Origin of the sequence: Hymenobacter pini, assembly GCF_020421205.1 — a bacterium.
GTDB lineage: Bacteria > Bacteroidota > Bacteroidia > Cytophagales > Hymenobacteraceae > Hymenobacter > Hymenobacter pini.
This window is the reverse complement of sequence record NZ_JAIZZH010000001.1, coordinates 432380-447869: the sequence shown is the minus strand read 5'-3', so window position 1 is coordinate 447869 and position 15490 is coordinate 432380. Positions and strand designations below refer to the sequence as shown.

Below are 15490 nucleotides of genomic sequence, written 5' to 3'. Positions count from 1 at the left end.
GGCCAGGCGGCTTGTGCTAAGCTGGAGGCTGGCCTTCGAGGTCGTGGAAGGAGGTGTGCCGGGTTTCCGTCATCAGCAAACTCACCAGCAGGGAAATGGCAATGCAACCGGCTACGTACCAGTAGAAGTAGGCTTCGTGCCCGATGCGCTTGCACCAGAGCGCAATGTATTCGGCCGTGCCCCCGAACACCGCCACCGTGAGGGCGTGGGGCAACCCGATGCCCAGGGCCCGCACCTGCACCGGAAACAGCTCCGACTTCACCACCGCGCTGATGCTGGTGTAGCCACTCACGGCCACCGAAGCCAGCAGTAGCAGCCCCAGCGCCGGGGCAGGCCGCGTTACGTGGCTCAGGGCCGTGAGCAGGGGCACGCTACCCAACGCGCCCAGCAGCCCGAACCCGATGAGCAGAGGGCGTCGCCCAATCCGGTCGGCCAATGCACCGAACAGGGGTTGCATGGCCGCAAAACCCAGCAGCGCCAGAAAGCAGGTGTTGGTGGCCGCACTCCGGGTCATGTGGGCCGTATTCACCAGAAACTTCAGCATGTAGGTGGTGAGCGTGTAGAAGGCCAGCGTGCCGCCTACCGTGAGACCAATCACCTTGAACACCGAGCGGGGGTAGCGGCGTAGCAGCTGGATACTACCGCGCAGCTCTTCCGACTCCTGCTGCTGGGCGATAAAAGGCGCTGTTTCGTCAAGATTATGGCGCAGGTACAGGGCTACCACCGAGAGCAACGCCCCCACCACAAACGGAATGCGCCAACCCCAGGCCAGCAGCTCGGCCTCGGTGAGCAGCACCTTCAGCAGCACCAGCTGAATGCCCAAAGCCAGCAGCTGGGCCCCAATCAGGGTGAAGTATAGAAAGCTGGAGTAGAAGCCCCGGCGGCGCTGGGTGGCCATTTCGCTCAGGTAGGTGGCCGATACGCCGTACTCCCCGCCCACGCTCAGGCCCTGCAGCAGCCGGGCCGTGAGCAGCAGAATCGGTGCCACGATGCCCACCGTTTGGTAAGTGGGCGTGAGGGCAATCAGCAAGGAGCCCAACGACATCAGCAGCACCGACAGGGTCATAGACTGCTTGCGGCCCACTTTATCGGCAATGCGCCCGAACATCCAGCCCCCGATGGGCCGCATCAGAAAACCCAGGGCGAAAATGCCGGCCGTTTGCAGCAGTTGGGCCGTGGTGTCGCCGGAGGGGAAGAAGGAGGCCGAGAAGTAGAGGGAAAACGCCGAGAAAACGTACCAGTCGTACCACTCCACCAGGTTGCCCACCGAGCCGCTGAAGATGGCCCGCAGCCGGCGCCGCGAAATCTGCTCGGGAGCAGCGGCGGCAACGGATGGAGCGAGCAGAACCATGGCGGGGAGTATCGGGGGTGGGAGAAGTAAGTCAGCCCGCGTATCCGGCTGACTTGCTTCAAATGAACAACCCGATTTTGAAGAAACTTTATAGAAAACTTATGGGGAGTATGAAATTTACTGTCCAGCCTCCACGGCGGCGGTAGGCGGAGCAAAATCCACCCGCAGGCAGTGCCAACCGTCGGCAAAGGTGTAGGCCAGTTGATGGTGGTACAGTGCCCCGATGCGCTGCACAATGGCCAGGCCAATCCCAATGGAATCGAGGGCGGCATTGCCTTTCTTGAAGCGCCCGAACAGCTCAGCCACCGGCAGCAAGGGCGGCAGCCCGGTGTTGCGCAGCTCCAATGCGGCCGGCGTGAGCGTCACCTCAATTTCACCGCCCGGCAGGTTGTGGCGGATGGCATTACTGAACAGGTTATTCAGCAGCAGTTGGGCCAGGGCTTCATCCAGGGGCACGCTCACGCCGGGCGCCACGTGCTGGGTGGTGCGCAGGCCCTTCATTTCGGCCAGGTCGGCGAAGGTGGCCTCGGTGGCGGGCACCAGTTGGCTCAGGTCAGTAAGCGGGGCCGGGTGGGCTTCGTAGTGCTCCAGCTTGGCCAGCAGGGTCAGGGCCTGGTTGATTTTGGCCAGGCGCTCCAGCTGGTCGTGGATGCCCGTGAGCATGAGCAGCTGCTTCTGGGTAAGCTCCGAATCCATGAGCAACTCTACCTGGGCTTTCATGCTGGCAATGGGCGTTTGCAGCTCGTGAGAGGCGTTTTCCGAAAATTCCTGCAGGCCCTGGTAGTCGCGCTGGGCCTGGCGGGTCATCTTCATCAGGAACTCGTTGAGCACGTTGAACTCCAGCGTGCGGCTGGGCTGCAGGCTGATGGTGGTTTTCTGGCTGAGCTGAAACCGCTCGATGCCGCGCAGCAGGGCGTTGAAGGGCTTGAGAATGTACCAGGAAATCACCTCGCTCAGAATGACCACCAGCGCCAGCAAAAACACAAACGTCCAGGCAAATACCAGCATGATGCCGGTCAGGTATTCGTCGCTGGGAATTACCACCACGGCCTGGCTGGTAATGCCGTAGCGCTGCCCCCTGATGCGTGGATACGTGGTAAGCCGCACCACGCTGGCCGTGGATTGCAGAGCCGGTACCCACTCCTCCCGCACCCGCACCTGCTGGTCGTGGGTGGCCGTGTCGGCGGGGGCCAGGCGACGGATTTGCACCTGAGCCCGGGCCGGGTGGGCGGAATAGTCCCGGCCGCTGGCCAGCTGGCGGCCTACTGTGGCGTTGAGGTGGCGCAGCTTGCCAATGGTAGTCTGCGTGACGCTGCGCGACATGGCCCCGTACACGATGGTAAAGCCCACGGCCAGCACAAACAGCGTAATTACCGCGTAGGCAATGGTATAGCGGTAATTGAGCTTCATGGCTGGTGAGATGGTGAGTTCTTGTTCTAATGGCGCGAGAGGCGCGGCGTTGCCTTTCTAGCGGCGTTGTTATTCAGCAGTATCAATGTGGACTTTGGGCTAGTGGCGCCACTGGCGCCGACATAACGTAAACTCACCAGTTCACCATTTCACCTCACTCCGGGGCATTGAGCTTGTAGCCGAGGCCGTACACGGTGCTGATGTAGTCCTGACCGCCGCTGTCGGTGATTTTCTTGCGCAGGTTTTTGACGTGCTGGTACACAAAATCCACGCTGTCAAGGTTGTCGGTGTAGTCGCCCCAGAGGTGGGCGGCAATGGCCTGCCGGCTCAGCATGCGGCCTTTGTTGTTGATGAAGTAGAGCAGCAGGTTGGTTTCCTTGCGCGTGAGGTTGAGCAGCTTCCCCCCCACCCGGCACTCCAGCGAGTCCAGGTCGGCCGTAATGTTCTGAAACGTGAGGACGTTGTTTTTCTGGGGGCTGCGGCGGCGCATGATGGCCTTGATGCGGGCGTGCAGCTCGGGCAGCGGGAAGGGCTTGGTAATGTAGTCGTCGGCCCCTTCGCTGAGGCCGGTGAGCTTGAAGTCCAGCGCGTTTTGGGCCGAAATGATAATCACGCTGCTTTCCACCCCATCCTTCCGCAGCAGCTTGAGCAGGTTGATGCCGTTGCCGTCGGGCAGCATAATATCCAGCAGCACCACATCGTAGGTAAACAGCACGAGCTTCTCGCGGGCCTCATCGAAGGTGGCGGCCACCTCGCAGATGTAGTGCTCCTGCACCAGATACCCGGCAATACTGCGGGCTAGATCCGGGTGGTCCTCAATCAATAAAATTTTCATACGGGGGCAGACGGCGGCTCCGGCCCGCAAACCGGAACCTGAGGTGGGTACCGGTAAAAATATTGAAAAGCTCGACTATACCATGCTTTTGTAATAGGCTGCGTTACAGAATCCGAAACTCTACCGGCAGTTCATACGGCACCGCCACAGCCTGGCCCCCCACCACAGCTGGTTGCCAGGCCGGCATGATCTTCAAGAGCCGCAATACTTCCGCATCCGTGCTACTGCTAATTCCTTTCATCACTTCCGAGTTCTGCACCCGTCCCCGCTTATCCACCACAAACCGCACCCACACCCTGCCTTCCACCTGATTGCGCAGGTCGCTAGCTGGGTAGCGCAGGTTACGCGTGAGCCAAGTGTGTAAGGCTTGGTCGCCGCCCACAAATTGCGCGGGCCGCTCGAAGGCAAACCACGCGGTATCCCGGCCGGCGCGGGTGTAGCAATGGCCGGTGGTCCGCTGGCCGCGCTGGTAGGTTTCCAGGCGCATGAGGCGGCCCGAGGGATACCAGGCCCGCAATGCGCCCTGGCGCTGCCCTTGCTGGTACGTCAGCTGCCAGTGCCGATGCCCGGTGGGGTACCATGCCTGTGCAACACCCTGCAGCTTTCCGTGCTGGTAAGGGTAGCGGGCCACGCGCCGGCCAGTGGCAGCATTCCATTCGGTACTGAATCCGTGATGCTGCCCGCTCCGCAGCTGGCTGTACTGTTCCTGGTGCAGGCGCTGGCCGTTAGGCCGGTACGTAGTAATGGTGCCTCCCATGCCTTGTTTGCGCACTACCGTATAATAGGCGGCAGAGTCGGAGTGGATGGTGGCGCGGCCGGTGGCGGTGTAGTACGTGCGGGTCGGCAGTTGGGCCCACGTAGGCTGACTAAGCAGCAGGTTGAGGACGAGTACCCCAAGGGCTGAAAAAAGTGCGTGCGGCATGTGGAATTGGAATAGAAGAAGCATCAGGTGGAAAGTAGATGCCCAATCATGCCATATTCCACACCGCGCCCCATGCCTACTTCACATGCTTACCTCGCTATTCCGCAGCCCTGCCACGAAAACTGGGACCTGATGACGCCCACTGAGCAGGGCCGTTTCTGCCAGGCCTGCCGCAAAGAGGTATGGGACTTCAGCGAAATGCCGGCCGCCGATATTCTGCGGGTGCTGCAGCAAGCCCCGGAAGGCAGCGTGTGCGGCCGCATTCCAGTGGATACGCTGCAGGAAAGCCGCCGTCTGGCCGAGGCGGCTTTCCAAGTACAGCAATGGCCGTGGGTTAGCCGCCTCCGCCAAGTAGTGGCTGCCGTTGGGCTGCCGTTGCTGACGTATTCGCCGGGGCTGGCCCGCACTACCGCTGCCGAATCGGTTACTCAAACGCCTCCGCCCTGGGTGCGCACCCGTCCGGTTACCGTGCAACTGCGCATCTATGACCCTGCCACTGGCCAAGGACTGGGGTTTGCGGCCGTGCAGCTCTGGCAGGCTGATTCATTACTGCGCACCGCCCAAGCCGAGGCCGATGGCACACTGCAGCTTACACTACCGGCTGCCGATACCCTCCGGTTGCGGGTGCAGGTGCCTGGCTACCGTGCAGCGGAGGAAATGCTTCAGCCCACGCTGGTTTCGGGCATTGTGGCCATACCCATGCAGGCCGGAACGGAACAGCTGGCGGTGGTAGAAAAGGCCGTGGCAGCACCGCAAACACAACGACAGGTCTTGGGTGGCGCTATCAGCTCCATCGTGCTGTACCAGCCCACTCCGGTGCAGCGCATAGTACAGGCTCCGAAGCGGTTGTTTTGGTGGCTGCGGCAGCGGGTGCAAAAGCAGTAGTACAGCACAGGGAGCCAAAAACTCGTTTTTTGCGTTAGTGATACGCTCCTGGCTTCTCTGCCTTTATTCTGATTATGCCCGTTCTCTCCCCCGACCTCCGCAAAGCTCTGTTCAACCTTCCCCAGAAAGAAAAAGACCAGCTGCTGGCCCGCCTGGTGGCTCAGGACGCCACGCTGGTGGAACAGCTTACTTACCGCTTATTAGAAGGCGAAGATGCCTTGGAGGACCGCCGCCACCGCCTGCGCCAACAGGTAGACGACCCCGTGCGCGGCTTCCATCAAACCCCCAACGACCTGCTGCACATTACCCGGCAGCTGCAGCAGCGCCTCGCGTACCACGCCAAAATTACCGGCGACACGCTGGGCGAAATCGAGCTGACCCTGCGCCTGCTCACCAACGTGCTGCGCCACCAGCCCGAGGCTACCGGCCGCCTGCATGGCCCCACCCAGCCGCTGCTCCAACATCTAGCCAAACGCACCCAAGAGGTATTGAAAGCCATCGACAAGCTCCACGAGGACTACCGCGTGGAGTTTGCCCCCGCCACCAACGAGCTACTGCCGCTGCTCTACGCCTCGGCCGCGGCTCCCCTGGCCCGGGAGCTGGGTGTACCGATGAGCTGGTAACAGGTAACAGGTAACAGGTAACAGGTGGATACGTCATTCCGAGCGCAGCCGAGGAATCTCGCGTGCTGATGTTGTGGGAGTATCTCAGACGTCAGCACGCGAGATTCCTCGGCTGCGCTCGGAATGACGTTCTTTTTACCCGTTTCTACCGATGTCCATCTTATCCCCAACTCAATCCAGCGCCCGGAAGATGATGGGCAGCGTGTAGGACACCCACACGGGGCGGCCGCTGATGCGGCCGGGCGTCCACCAAGGCATAATGCGCACTAAGCGCAGGGCTTCCTCATCAAGGCCGCTGCCCAGCCCTTTCACCACTTCCACGTCGCGGATTCGGCCTTCGTCGGTGATGACGAACCGCACAAACACCCGGCCCGATACTCCCTTGCGCAGGGCCTCATCGGGGTATTTCAACTCTTTGCGCAGAAATTTCTGAAACGCCTCGGCCCCACCGGGAAAGGCCGGCATTTCGTCAGCGGCGTGAAAGACTTCGGGCGCGGCCGGGGCCGCTCCCGCTGCCTGGGTGGGGGCCGAGTCGGCCAGAGAAACCGTACGGACTTGCGCCCGCCCTACGGCAGCAGACAGGCAGGCAATAAGCAGAAACACCAGACGGACGCGCATAACCGGGCAACTGAGTAGCAGAGCGTTGTCTGCAAAGCTAGGCGGCGCGCCCGTGGCCGGGATGAGCGGTGTGTTATGCTTATATTGTTGAATTGTTGGTAACATGGCGTGCATCCTTTTCCGGGCCCCGGAGGTACACGTTCGTAGGCTTCGGTTATTCCCTGGTTGTTTTTCCTCCTTCCTGTATGGCTACTACTCCCACCCCCGACCACATGCGGGCTCCGGCCAACCTGAGCGCCGAGAACCTGCACCAGGCTCTGACTGAGCTGGATGGCAAAATCAAGACGTTACACAACCGGGCTAACGCCACCACGGCTGGCTCACAGGCTACCTATCAGCAGCACGCGGTGGCGCTGGAAGCCAAACGGGCCCGCCTGCTGGAGCGCCTGCACCAAACCAACCACACCCCCGCTGCTGCCTCAGCCACTGACGCAGACCACTCCCAGCCTGCCGGGCCGCTCGATGAAATCTGGCGGGGCATTGAAACCCTGCGGCAGGACTTACGCAACATCATTTAGCCCCGCAATGCCTTCTGTGGCGTTTTCAACTCAAAAGAGCTGCCGCCCGGTGGCTCTTTTGGGTTTTCGAAGGGCTGTGGCGGGCGCTTACCATTCACCACCGGTTCCTTCCGTTCGGGGCGCGGCTCCGGCAGTTCAGCCCTTCAATTTACCGTTCCCTGAAAAGCAATTTCATTCGGCGTAGCAAGCGGGTAGGTTTGAATCATCAATCAACCCTCAACCTCCCTGCTGCTATGAACCTGACTGCCTCCCTCCGCCCCCTGTGCGCCGCCCTGCTGCTGTCGGCTGGTGCCGTGCTGCCCGCCGTTGCTGCCGCCCCTGCTACCACCATTGTTGCCGATTCGCCGGCGGCCCACCCCAACTTTACCGTGCAGGTGGTGGGCAAAGGCCGGCCGGTGCTGCTGATTCCGGGCCTTACCTGCCCCGGCTCGGTGTGGAACGAAACCGTGGCCCGCTACCAGAAGCAGTACCAGTGCCACGTCATCACGCTTACTGGCTTCGGCGGAACTCCCGCCCCGGCCTCTACCGACCAGCTGCTGCTGAACGTGCGCGACCAGCTGCTCACCTACATCCAGACGCAGAAGCTCAACAAGCCCACCATCATTGGCCACAGCCTGGGCGGCTTCATGGCCCTGTGGATGAGCAGCACCCGCCCCGAGGCCGTAGGCCCACTCCTGATTGTGGATTCGCTGCCGTTCATGGGTGCCGTTCAGAACCCAACGGTTACCGCCGAGCAGATGCGCCCCATGGCTGAGAACATGCGCCGCCAGATGAGCCAAGGCCATATGACGGCCGCCCAGCAGCGCCAAATGACCGCCTCCATGGTAACGGACACGGCCCGCATTACGCAGGTAACGCGCTGGGCCCTGCAGTCGGACCCAGCTACCGTAGCCCAGGCCATGTACGATATGTACACCACCGACCTGCGCCCCGACGTGGCCCGCATTCAGCAGCCCGTGCTGGTGCTGGGTGCCTGGGCCGCTTACAAAGCCTACGGCTCTACCAAGGAAAGCACCAAGGCTATTTTCGACGCCCAGTACGCCAAGCTGCCCAACCACCGGGTGGAGATGTCGGAGGCCGGCAAGCACTTTCTGATGTACGACGACCAGCAATGGTTTTTCCAGCAGGCTGATGCATTTTTGAAACAGCCCGCCGTAGCCGCGAAATAACCTTATTTTGGCTCGCCGCCTCGGCAGTATTGCTACTTTCCTCTCCCTCTATTCCTTATTGAGTATGACACCCGTGCAGCAGTTTGATGCCCTTCGGCTGGAGTTAGCCACCAAAACCAAAACGGGGCTCGATTTTATAGTAGCCGCCAGCCTGGTGTGGGCCGCTATTACGCTTCTCTGGACGCTACCGCTGCCCGTGGCCACTCAGGGCTTCATCACCTTCTTTGTGGGCGCGCTTACCCTACCGCTGGCCTGGGTGCTCTCCAAAGTATTCCGCACTACCTGGACGCTGCCCCACAACCCGCTGCAGCCGCTGGGGCTGCTGTTCAACCTGGCTCAACTGCTCTATTTTCCTATTCTAATTTTTATGTACATGCGTTATCCCCAGCATTTTCTGATGACCTACGGCATCATTACGGGCGCGCACTTCTTTCCCTACGCCTGGCTGTACCGGGCCACCCCGTACGCCCTGGCGGCCGGCCTGATTAGTCTGGGCTGCCTGGTGCTGGGGTTACGCGTGACCCCGGAGCAGCTGTACCTGATTCCGGGTTTTATTACGGGGGCATTGCTGCTGCTGGCGGGCCTGCTGCTGGTTGTGTATCGTCGTCATTCGCAAGCGTATGCCCCTGCTGCCATCTAATCCGGTTCCGCTCGTTCCCGATGCCGCAGCGCCGGTTCGCCGGGTGCCAGCCCCCAGCCGCCTGTACTGGTACTGCCAGCTGATTGGCTGGAGCTCCTATGCAGTACTCAACCTATTCCTGTTTCTGTCGTCGCGGGGGCTTACCCTGGAGCTGCTGCTGGTAGATCTAGCTATTGTGGTGCCCATTGCCCTGTTGTCCCACGGAGTACGGTATCTTATCCGGGCGGCCAATTGGCTGGAACTGTCCCCGGTGGCGCTGCTGGGCCGCCTGTTCCTGCTAAATCTGGTCATGTCTCTGCTGAGCCAGGCTATCATCTGGAGCCTGATGATTTGGGTGATTAAGCCAGCTGGCAACGGGCAATCCTTCAGTTGGGGGGCGTTTATGTTGTTCGCCGTCAACGTGAATATTCTGCTGTGGCTGTGGGAGGGCTTTTACCTGGGCTGGCACTACCTGCGCCGGTCCCGGCAGGCCGAGGTCGATACGTGGAAGCTGACCGCCGCCGTGCGGGAAGCCGAAATGCGGACGCTCAAAGCCCAGATCAACCCGCACTTCATGTTCAACGGGCTCAACAACATTCGGGCCCTAGTGATGGAGGACCCCGCCCGGGCCCGCGACATGATTACCCACCTCTCCGATTTGCTGCGCTACTCCATCCAACTGAACTCGGCGGAGCAAGTGCCGCTGCGCCGGGAGCTGGAAATTGTGGAGCACTACCTGGAGTTGGAGGCCCTGCAACTGGAGGAGCGCCTACGCTACTCCCTGGATGTGGACCCCGCCGCCCTCGACGTTTCCATTCCGCCCATGACGCTGCAGCTGCTGGTGGAAAACGCCATCAAGCACGGCCTGGCGCCCCGCCCGGCGGGTGGGTTCATTCAGCTCACGGCCCAACTCAACGACGGAGGCCTACTGCACGTGACGGTGCGCAACACCGGCCGGTACGAGCCCCGCCCCGGCCACCAGGGCGTGGGCGTCCGGAACGCCCGGGAGCGGCTGAGCCTACTATTTGGCACGGCCGCCCACTTGCACCTGGCCAACGACCCACACTCGCCTGATACCGTGGTGGCGCACCTGCAGCTACCCGTGCGGGCACTTGCACCGGCGGGGGCATCTGCCCCCGTATCGGCTACTACCATCTGATTTTTATCGGTTCATGAACGCACTGTTAGTTGACGATTCCCGCTTGGCCCGCACCGAGCTGCGCCACCTGCTGCAGGCTTTTCCGGAAGTTCAGGTAGTGGGCGAGGCCCGCCACGCCGAGGAAGCCCGCATCCTGCTCCGGCAGTTGCAGCCCGACCTGCTATTTCTGGACATCCACATGCCCGGCGAAACCGGCTTCGAGCTGCTGGCTTCGCTGGAAACGGCTCCCCAGGTCATTTTTACCACGGCTTACGATGAGTACGCTCTGCGTGCCTTCGAGGTAAACGCGCTGGATTACCTGCTCAAGCCCATTCAGGAAAACCGCCTCGCTGCCGCCCTCCAGAAAGCCCATGCCAAGCTTGCTGCCCCAGTGCTGCTGCCCGCTGCCCTCACTTCCTCCGAGCCGGAGGAACCTGCCCCTACCCTGCTCACGGAGCAGGACCAAGTGTTTGTGAAGGATGGGGAACGGTGCTGGTTTGTGCGCCTCTCCGACATCCGGCTGTTTGAAATCAACGGTAGTTACACGCAAATCTACTTTGACCAGCATCGGCCGCTTATTCCGCGCACTCTGCAGCACCTGGAGCAACGCCTCGATGCGCGGGTATTTTTCCGGGCCAACCGCCAACAGATTATCAACCTGAAATGGGTGGAAAGCATTGAACCCTGGTTCAGCAACACCCTCAAAATCAAGCTACGCGGTGGCGGGCCCGAGGTGGAAGTATCCCGGCAGCAGTCGGCCCGGTTCCGGGAGATGCTGAGTTTGTGAACCCACTGCTTTTTGCGGTGGTATTTCGTTGTAATTGTATCCTTTTCAGACAGTTTGGAGTAAAAGCCGGATATCCGGCCTTCCGTATTAGGAGCGGGCCGCTATGCCACTCGCCACCGTTTTCCTGATGAGAAATTTCCTACTTCTGTCTGCCTGTGCCTTGTTGTTGGCAGGCACTTCGTGCTCCAGCGAAGATAAAATGATGGAGCGCCCCAGCCGCTACGGCACCGTTTCCACGAACCGCACCAAGCGCGACAACAACAAAGCCCGCTTCCGGAAGGAGCGCCGCACTGTTGGGTTGGGCCTCAACATCGACCCCAACGCCAACAACCCGTATAAATACCGTACCGTCGACGCCCCGAAAAAGTACAAATACGCGAAGCCCCGGTAACTTCTAAACGCGCTACCCCACTACCCGCCACCGGTTTGTTCGGATTATCCGGATAGTCCGGTGGCGTTTTTATAGAATATTCCGGTGAAGTTGCCCGTACAGGCAGTATCTTTCTGAATGCTGCACTGCTGTTTGCACCCGTTGTTTCGGTTCTGATATCGTCTCTATGCTGCACTATCTACTTCGCTTTTTCTATTTCGCTTTGCTGTGGATGGGCCTTACTGCGCAACTGCCCGCTGTAGCCCAGGCACCGATTAAAACCGTGCAGCCCGGCCGGCTGGTATTTAAGCTGGCTGCTGGTCCAGTCAGCCCGCAGGCGGTACCCGCCCTGGCCGCCGCACTCCGGCAGCTGCCCACCCGGCAGAAATTCCCGCACAGCTCCCCTTTACCCCCCGATTTGCCCGGGGCCGTGGACCTGCGTAAAGTGTACGAAGTGACGCTGCCGGCTGATTTTTCGGTGGAAGAAGCGTGCCGCCGGCTGCTGAAAACCGGGGCCGTGGAGTATGCGGAGCCACTGTACTACTACCCACCCCTGCAGCAGACTTCTGACCCTCTGGCCGATTCAACCCGGGCCGGGGGGCAGTACCACCTGAAAAATATTCGGGCTTACCGGGCCTGGGACGTAACCCAAGGCGATACTGCCATTACCATTGCCATTGTGGACGGCGGCACCCGCCTCACGCACGAAGACCTGACAACACAAATACAGCGCAACCGGCGGGACCCCATCGACGGCATCGACAACGACCAAGATGGCTACATAGACAACTACAACGGCTGGGACTTTGCCGACAACGACAATGACCCCACCCGCGAATCGAACAGTGTGCACGGCGTACTGGTGGCCGGCTGCGCGGCGGCGGCTACCAACAACGGTAAGGGCATTGCGGGCGTTGGGTACCGGTGCCGGTTTCTGCCGCTCAAAATCTACTCCAGCACGCTTGTCGGCTCCTTTGCTGGTTATGAAGCCATAGTGTACGCCGCCGACCATGGTTGTCAGGTGATTAACTTATCCTGGGGTGGAGTAGGAGGCTATTCCCGCTTCGAGCAGGACGTGATTCGCTACGCCGCCATCAACCACGATGCGGTGGTGGTTGCCGCCGCTGGCAATACCCCCGCCGACCTCGACTTTTACCCCGCCAGCTACGAGCACGTACTGTCAGTGTCCACCCTCACGCCCTCCGATGAGCGGAGCGCTAACGCCACATTCAGCCGCCGCGTCGATTTATCGGCTCCTGGCACCCAGATTTTGACCACACTGGGCAACACCGATTCTGACTATTTCGCGGTGGGCGGCTCGTCGTTTGCCGCCCCGCTGGTGGCCGGGGCAGCCGGCTTAGTGCGGGTGCGGTTTCCGCAATACAACGCGGCCCAGGTGGCCGCCCAGCTGCGCCGCACTACCGATAACATTGATGCCCTGCCGGGCAATGCCGCCTACGCCGGCCGTATTGGTTCAGGCCGTCTGAACGTGTTACGCGCCGTGACGGAAGCGGGGCAACGCTCCGCCCGCGTGGTGGCCCGCACGTACGCCCCGGCCCGGCCCAGCTACGCCCCCGGTGACACCCTGCGCCTGACTGTGCAGGTGCAGAACCTGCTACAGCCCATCAGCAACCTGTCCGTTACGCTGACCTCCCTGTCGCCGTACTTGCTGGTGCGGCAGGGCTCGTTTGCGGCCGGGCCGTTGGTTACCCTGGAGCAGCGCACCAATGCCGTTGCGCCCTTCCGGTTGGCCGTGGTTGCGGGCACGCCCCTCAACACCAAAGCCATTATCCGCTACCGGCTGCAGGATGCGGCCACCGGCTACCAGGAAGACCAGTACGAAACCGTAGTGCTGAACCCCGATTATGTAGTTCTAAACGTCAATAACATAAACCTGACCCTGACCAGCCGGGGTTCGATTGGGTACGACGACCTGGGCGCTACGGTGGGCGAAGGCGTGAGCTACCGCCAGGGCGCGCCGCTACTGGCCGAAGGCGGGCTGCTGGTAGCTACCTCTCCCAGCCGGGTATCCGACAACCTGCGCAATGACCGGCGCGGAGCCGACGCAGATTTCTGGACATTGTCGCGGGCTGCCCTGTTGGCTCGCCCTTTGCGCGCCGATCAGGAGGCCAGCAGTGTGTTCCGGGACTCATTGCCTTCTCTTACCAAGGGCCGCACCGTAGGGGTGCGCATTCGGCAGCATGCCTACGCCTGGGCGGCGGCCCCGCACCGCGACTATGTGCTGCTGGAATACCGGCTAACCAACCTGACTCCCGACACCCTCAAACCGCTATACGTGGGGCTGTTTATGGATTGGGACCTGCCCGGGGAAGGCAGCCGCAACGCGGTGGCCTGGGATGCCTCCCGGCGGTTGCAGTATCAGTTCGACCCCGCGGCTCCCCGCCTCTACGCGGGCGTGCAACACCTGAGCGGGGGCCAGACCAGCGCCTTCGCCATCGATAACCAAGCCCCCGCAGGCATGCCGGTGTATCTGGCTAATGGCTTCAGCGGCGCCGAGAAATTTCTGGCCCTGAGCAGCGGAACCGCCGAAGCTGAGTTTCCGAACGGCACCGACGCCTCGCAAGTAACCGGGGCCGTGCTGCCCTTCCTGGCCCCCGCCGATTCGGCCACGGTGGTGTTTGCCGTACTGGCGGCCCCTACTCTGGCTCAGTTGCAAGCCGCAGCCACGGCCGCGGCTACGCGTTACCAGCAGGTTCTGCCTACCACCCAAGCCAACGCAACACAGCTAGCAGTGTACCCGAACCCTACTACTGGTTTTGTAAACGTATCGGTGCCGGGCGGCGCTGGCACTGTGCAAATACTTTCGGCGGTAGGTCAGGTGCTTAGTGTGCAAAGGCTCCAAACTGGACAGGCTACGCTCAATTTGAGTGGCTACCCGGCTGGCCTCTACCTGATACGCGTGCAAACTCAGAACCAGCAGCACATAGTCAGGCTGCAAAAACTATAAGGTGGTAATTGCCTCAGCAGAAGTAGGAGCAACTGATTCGCCCCCTAATCCATTTAGCAGACATCTTCACTTAACACATATTTTACTTAACCCAAAGCAGCTATTCCTGTATCTTTATACGCCTCTATTTTTCGAATTAGACAAGCCTAATTTATGGTTTACAGGTGTCTAACCCCGCTATTTTACACACTAATTTTTTTAGCCAAATTGCAGTAATATGTGTATCTTTGGATATGTCAAACACGAAGCTTCCTGTCCCTCTTCCACTGCAGCAGTTTGCTCGGTGCGTAGATGCCACCCGACGCCCTGTTGACCATATTGGAGATTGGCCGACGGCTGGCCAGGTATATCCCATTCAGATGCGCCGCCACGCCAGATCCGGCGAGTTGCAGGTGCACGTACTGGGGTTTTATGCTGAGCAGCCTTACGGTGCTTTTGCCAAGCACCGCTTCGAGCCAATAGCTCAGGTGTGGCTGAACTAGTCGCATTTTTTCCAACCTCTTTGATCCGGCTGCTTTCGGTGCGCTACCCGAAAGCAGCCGGTTTTTTTATGCAAAGAAGCGGAGCACCTTACCGCTGGGTTTCAGCTTTGGCGCTGCCAATGGCCTCCGCCGGGGCCGCCTTGGATTGGAAGATGGGCTCGTCGCCGAGGTTGTAAATTTCCTGGATGTTGTGCAGAATCTCCACGAAGTCCAACTTCAGATCCTTTAGCAGACCGGTCTTCAAATCAAACACCCAGCCGTGTACCGTGGGGTAGCCATTCTGCAGGTATTTCTGCTGCACCACAGCCATTTTAATTACGTTCACGCACTGTTCCTGCACGTTTAGCTCTACCAGCCGGTCGTAGCGGGCATCCACATCCTCAATGGTATCCAGCTCAGTCTGGTGCAGGCGATACACGTCACGAATGTTGCGCAGCCAAGGGTTCATGAGGCCCAGATCTTTCGATTGCATGGCCGCTTTTACGCCGCCGCAGCCGTAATGCCCGCATACCACAATGTGCTTTACGCCCAAATGAGCCACGGCATATTCAATTACCGAGGTGGCATTCAGATCAATGTTATTCACCAGGTTGGCAATGTTGCGGTGCACAAACACCTCGCCAGGGGCTACCCCCATCAGGTCCTCGGCCGTCACCCGCGAGTCGCTGCAGCCGATGTAGAGGTATTCCGGCTTCTGGTCAGAAGCCAACTGCCGGAAAAATTCGGCGTTGGAGCCAGTCTTGGCGGATACCCATTGGCGGTTGTTCTCAAAAATTTCTTCGTAGGTCGTCATGT

Annotated in this window: 16 protein-coding genes; 10 read left to right on the top strand and 6 right to left on the bottom strand. The window is 60.5% G+C overall.

Annotated features, from left to right (window positions below):
• Nucleotides 1–16 precede the first annotated feature (16 nt).
• The 4 genes from LF252_RS01970 to LF252_RS01955 all read right to left on the bottom strand — a co-directional run bounded on the left by LF252_RS01970 (nucleotide 17) and on the right by LF252_RS01955 (nucleotide 4518).
• Nucleotides 17–1351 carry an MFS transporter gene (locus tag LF252_RS01970; RefSeq protein ID WP_226266824.1) on the bottom strand — a complete coding sequence of 445 codons (1335 nt, stop codon included), beginning with the start codon at nucleotides 1349–1351 and terminating at the stop codon, nucleotides 17–19.
• A gap of 117 nt (nucleotides 1352–1468) precedes the next feature.
• Entirely contained in the window at nucleotides 1469–2761 is a 1293-nt protein-coding gene (locus LF252_RS01965; protein WP_226266821.1) for a sensor histidine kinase, read from the bottom strand.
• 154 nt (nucleotides 2762–2915) lie between these two features.
• Complete coding sequence (locus LF252_RS01960; protein WP_226266819.1) at nucleotides 2916–3596, bottom strand: response regulator transcription factor; 681 nt, start codon at nucleotides 3594–3596, stop codon at nucleotides 2916–2918.
• Nucleotides 3597–3699: 103 nt separating this feature from the next.
• Nucleotides 3700–4518 (bottom strand): energy transducer TonB, encoded by an 819-nt coding sequence (locus LF252_RS01955; RefSeq protein WP_226266818.1) that lies wholly within the window; start codon nucleotides 4516–4518, stop codon nucleotides 3700–3702.
• Nucleotides 4519–4590: 72 nt separating this feature from the next.
• Between LF252_RS01955 and LF252_RS01950 the strand changes: the two genes are divergently transcribed.
• On the top strand, nucleotides 4591–5403 hold the full coding sequence (locus LF252_RS01950) for a hypothetical protein (RefSeq protein WP_226266816.1): 813 nt from the start codon (nucleotides 4591–4593) through the stop codon (nucleotides 5401–5403).
• A gap of 74 nt (nucleotides 5404–5477) precedes the next feature.
• Nucleotides 5478–6026 carry a hypothetical protein gene (locus tag LF252_RS01945; RefSeq protein WP_226266814.1) on the top strand — a complete coding sequence of 183 codons (549 nt, stop codon included), beginning with the start codon at nucleotides 5478–5480 and terminating at the stop codon, nucleotides 6024–6026.
• 171 nt (nucleotides 6027–6197) lie between these two features.
• On the opposite strand, the gene LF252_RS01940 is transcribed toward LF252_RS01945, so the two are convergent.
• Nucleotides 6198–6644, bottom strand: a complete 447-nt coding sequence (locus LF252_RS01940; RefSeq protein ID WP_226266812.1) for an energy transducer TonB — start codon at nucleotides 6642–6644, stop codon at nucleotides 6198–6200.
• Nucleotides 6645–6829: 185 nt separating this feature from the next.
• Here LF252_RS01940 and LF252_RS01935 point away from each other — a divergent pair, with 185 nt between their 5' ends.
• The 8 genes from LF252_RS01935 to LF252_RS22735 all read left to right on the top strand — a co-directional run bounded on the left by LF252_RS01935 (nucleotide 6830) and on the right by LF252_RS22735 (nucleotide 14695).
• Nucleotides 6830–7162 (top strand): hypothetical protein, encoded by a 333-nt coding sequence (locus LF252_RS01935; RefSeq protein ID WP_226266810.1) that lies wholly within the window; start codon nucleotides 6830–6832, stop codon nucleotides 7160–7162.
• A gap of 233 nt (nucleotides 7163–7395) precedes the next feature.
• Nucleotides 7396–8331 (top strand): alpha/beta fold hydrolase, encoded by a 936-nt coding sequence (locus LF252_RS01930; protein ID WP_226266808.1) that lies wholly within the window; start codon nucleotides 7396–7398, stop codon nucleotides 8329–8331.
• 64 nt (nucleotides 8332–8395) lie between these two features.
• On the top strand, nucleotides 8396–8971 hold the full coding sequence (locus LF252_RS01925; RefSeq protein ID WP_226266806.1) for a DUF7010 family protein: 576 nt from the start codon (nucleotides 8396–8398) through the stop codon (nucleotides 8969–8971).
• On the top strand, nucleotides 8952–10109 hold the full coding sequence (locus LF252_RS01920) for a sensor histidine kinase (protein WP_226266804.1): 1158 nt from the start codon (nucleotides 8952–8954) through the stop codon (nucleotides 10107–10109). Before LF252_RS01925 ends, LF252_RS01920 begins: the two co-directional genes overlap by 20 nt.
• A 13-nt stretch (nucleotides 10110–10122) precedes the next feature.
• Nucleotides 10123–10875, top strand: coding sequence for a LytR/AlgR family response regulator transcription factor (locus LF252_RS01915; protein WP_226266803.1), 753 nt, complete (start codon nucleotides 10123–10125; stop codon nucleotides 10873–10875).
• Nucleotides 10876–11002: 127 nt separating this feature from the next.
• On the top strand, nucleotides 11003–11266 hold the full coding sequence (locus LF252_RS01910) for a hypothetical protein (RefSeq protein ID WP_226266801.1): 264 nt from the start codon (nucleotides 11003–11005) through the stop codon (nucleotides 11264–11266).
• Between the two features lie 166 nt (nucleotides 11267–11432).
• On the top strand, nucleotides 11433–14213 hold the full coding sequence (locus tag LF252_RS01905) for a S8 family peptidase (protein ID WP_226266799.1): 2781 nt from the start codon (nucleotides 11433–11435) through the stop codon (nucleotides 14211–14213).
• A gap of 359 nt (nucleotides 14214–14572) precedes the next feature.
• The gene (locus LF252_RS22735) at nucleotides 14573–14695 is read left to right on the top strand and encodes a hypothetical protein (RefSeq protein WP_262904826.1); all 123 of its coding nucleotides are present in this window, start codon (nucleotides 14573–14575) and stop codon (nucleotides 14693–14695) included.
• A gap of 88 nt (nucleotides 14696–14783) precedes the next feature.
• Here the strand turns inward: LF252_RS22735 and LF252_RS01900 are convergent, their stop codons facing one another.
• Nucleotides 14784–15488: a carbonic anhydrase gene (locus LF252_RS01900; protein ID WP_226266797.1), complete on the bottom strand. Its 705-nt coding sequence runs from the start codon at nucleotides 15486–15488 to the stop codon at nucleotides 14784–14786.
• Nucleotides 15489–15490 lie beyond the last annotated feature (2 nt).

What these genes read in the sequence shown, in the direction of transcription:
- LF252_RS01970 (WP_226266824.1), bottom strand. Translation starts at nt 1,351, where the DNA reads ATGGTTCTGCTCGCTCCATCCGTTGCCGCCGCTGCTCCCGAGCAGATT.
- LF252_RS01965 (WP_226266821.1), bottom strand. Translation starts at nt 2,761, where the DNA reads ATGAAGCTCAATTACCGCTATACCATTGCCTACGCGGTAATTACGCTG.
- LF252_RS01960 (WP_226266819.1), bottom strand. Translation starts at nt 3,596, where the DNA reads ATGAAAATTTTATTGATTGAGGACCACCCGGATCTAGCCCGCAGTATT.
- LF252_RS01955 (WP_226266818.1), bottom strand. Translation starts at nt 4,518, where the DNA reads ATGCCGCACGCACTTTTTTCAGCCCTTGGGGTACTCGTCCTCAACCTG.
- LF252_RS01950 (WP_226266816.1), top strand. Translation starts at nt 4,591, where the DNA reads ATGCCTACTTCACATGCTTACCTCGCTATTCCGCAGCCCTGCCACGAA.
- LF252_RS01945 (WP_226266814.1), top strand. Translation starts at nt 5,478, where the DNA reads ATGCCCGTTCTCTCCCCCGACCTCCGCAAAGCTCTGTTCAACCTTCCC.
- LF252_RS01940 (WP_226266812.1), bottom strand. Translation starts at nt 6,644, where the DNA reads ATGCGCGTCCGTCTGGTGTTTCTGCTTATTGCCTGCCTGTCTGCTGCC.
- LF252_RS01935 (WP_226266810.1), top strand. Translation starts at nt 6,830, where the DNA reads ATGGCTACTACTCCCACCCCCGACCACATGCGGGCTCCGGCCAACCTG.
- LF252_RS01930 (WP_226266808.1), top strand. Translation starts at nt 7,396, where the DNA reads ATGAACCTGACTGCCTCCCTCCGCCCCCTGTGCGCCGCCCTGCTGCTG.
- LF252_RS01925 (WP_226266806.1), top strand. Translation starts at nt 8,396, where the DNA reads ATGACACCCGTGCAGCAGTTTGATGCCCTTCGGCTGGAGTTAGCCACC.
- LF252_RS01920 (WP_226266804.1), top strand. Translation starts at nt 8,952, where the DNA reads ATGCCCCTGCTGCCATCTAATCCGGTTCCGCTCGTTCCCGATGCCGCA.
- LF252_RS01915 (WP_226266803.1), top strand. Translation starts at nt 10,123, where the DNA reads ATGAACGCACTGTTAGTTGACGATTCCCGCTTGGCCCGCACCGAGCTG.
- LF252_RS01910 (WP_226266801.1), top strand. Translation starts at nt 11,003, where the DNA reads ATGAGAAATTTCCTACTTCTGTCTGCCTGTGCCTTGTTGTTGGCAGGC.
- LF252_RS01905 (WP_226266799.1), top strand. Translation starts at nt 11,433, where the DNA reads ATGCTGCACTATCTACTTCGCTTTTTCTATTTCGCTTTGCTGTGGATG.
- LF252_RS22735 (WP_262904826.1), top strand. Translation starts at nt 14,573, where the DNA reads ATGCGCCGCCACGCCAGATCCGGCGAGTTGCAGGTGCACGTACTGGGG.
- LF252_RS01900 (WP_226266797.1), bottom strand. Translation starts at nt 15,488, where the DNA reads ATGACGACCTACGAAGAAATTTTTGAGAACAACCGCCAATGGGTATCC.